A 1197-nucleotide genomic window follows, 5' to 3' on the forward strand; every position below is an offset into this window, starting at 1 on the left:
CAGCAGATTTAGTCATAACGATTAATTTCGGAATATAGAAAACCACTCAAGCATAAGACCCTATGAATTGAAATTCAAGCGGGTAATATGCTATCGTGTTTTTCATGAAATGCGCACTTACGACTTGAATTTCATTCAAGTCAAAAGATGCGTAAGGGGGACACCCCTTAACCCCAAAAGCAAAAGCAAGAGCGGTAAAGCAAATGAAGAAATACAATATTGATGAACAGCATATTTTTATATGCTCAAACTGTGGGAATGAATTTTTATACAAATTACCTAAAATTCTTATAGAGCAAATGAATGGAGTATCCATTCAAACTATTAGAAAAGAATGCCCGAAATGTAATCAATACGTGGATGCCACAAGGAAAATTTAATGGCGATTTACCACTGTACAACCAAAACCGTTAACCGCAGTTCGGGAAGAACTGCCGTTGCATCTATGGCTTATCGTGCAGGGGAAAAACTAGAAGATAAACGTACAGGGCTGACGCATGACTTTACGAGAAAGGATGGAGTCGCCCATACCGAAATTGTGTCTAATCTCAATATTGAAATTGACCGCAGCCAACTTTGGAACTTGGCGGAACAGTCCGAAAACCGCAAAGATGCCCGAACCGCCAGAGAGTGGGTAATCGCCCTACCCGATGAATTAGACGCAGATCAACGTAAGGACTTGGCAAAAGCCTTTGCCACGGCCTTAGTTGATCGCTATGGCGTGATTGCAGACTTAGCCATCCACGAACCCAGCAAAGGCGGAAATGATAAGAACCATCACGCCCATATCATGCTTACCACCCGAAAGGCGGAATTAGACCCTGAAAACAATCTGACTCTGACCACAAAGGCAGAAATTGAACTCAGCAACGCCAAACGAAAAAGCCTTGGTATGGGTACAACCCAAGACGAAATTAAACAGATTCGGGAAACGTGGGCAAACCTTGCCAATCGTGCTTTGGAACGAGCAGGCATACAGGAAAAAATAGATCACCGCAGCTATGCCGATCAGAATAACGGACTACAAGCCACCATCCATGAAGGCACTAAAGTCACCCAATTACGCAGAAAAGGCATAGACACTGAAATCAGCCGTTTTAATGACAATGTGAAACAGCAGAACGCCCAACAGCTTGACCAACAGAAACAGCAGAAAGAGAGCGTTTTACAGCGTGGTTTAAACCGTGTCGATCAAGG

The 1197-nt window shown here is 43.3% G+C and carries 1 protein-coding gene; it reads left to right on the forward strand.

All coding sequences use genetic code 11. From position 1 onward, the window contains the following. Positions 1-379: 379 nt before the first annotated feature. The coding region (mobQ, locus tag FTT89_RS14440; RefSeq protein WP_180051556.1) for a MobQ family relaxase at positions 380-1197 on the forward strand (818 nt) is incomplete at its 3' end.

This window comes from Acinetobacter sp. YH01025 (assembly GCF_013420185.1).
Classification (GTDB): Bacteria; Pseudomonadota; Gammaproteobacteria; order Pseudomonadales; family Moraxellaceae; genus Acinetobacter; species Acinetobacter indicus.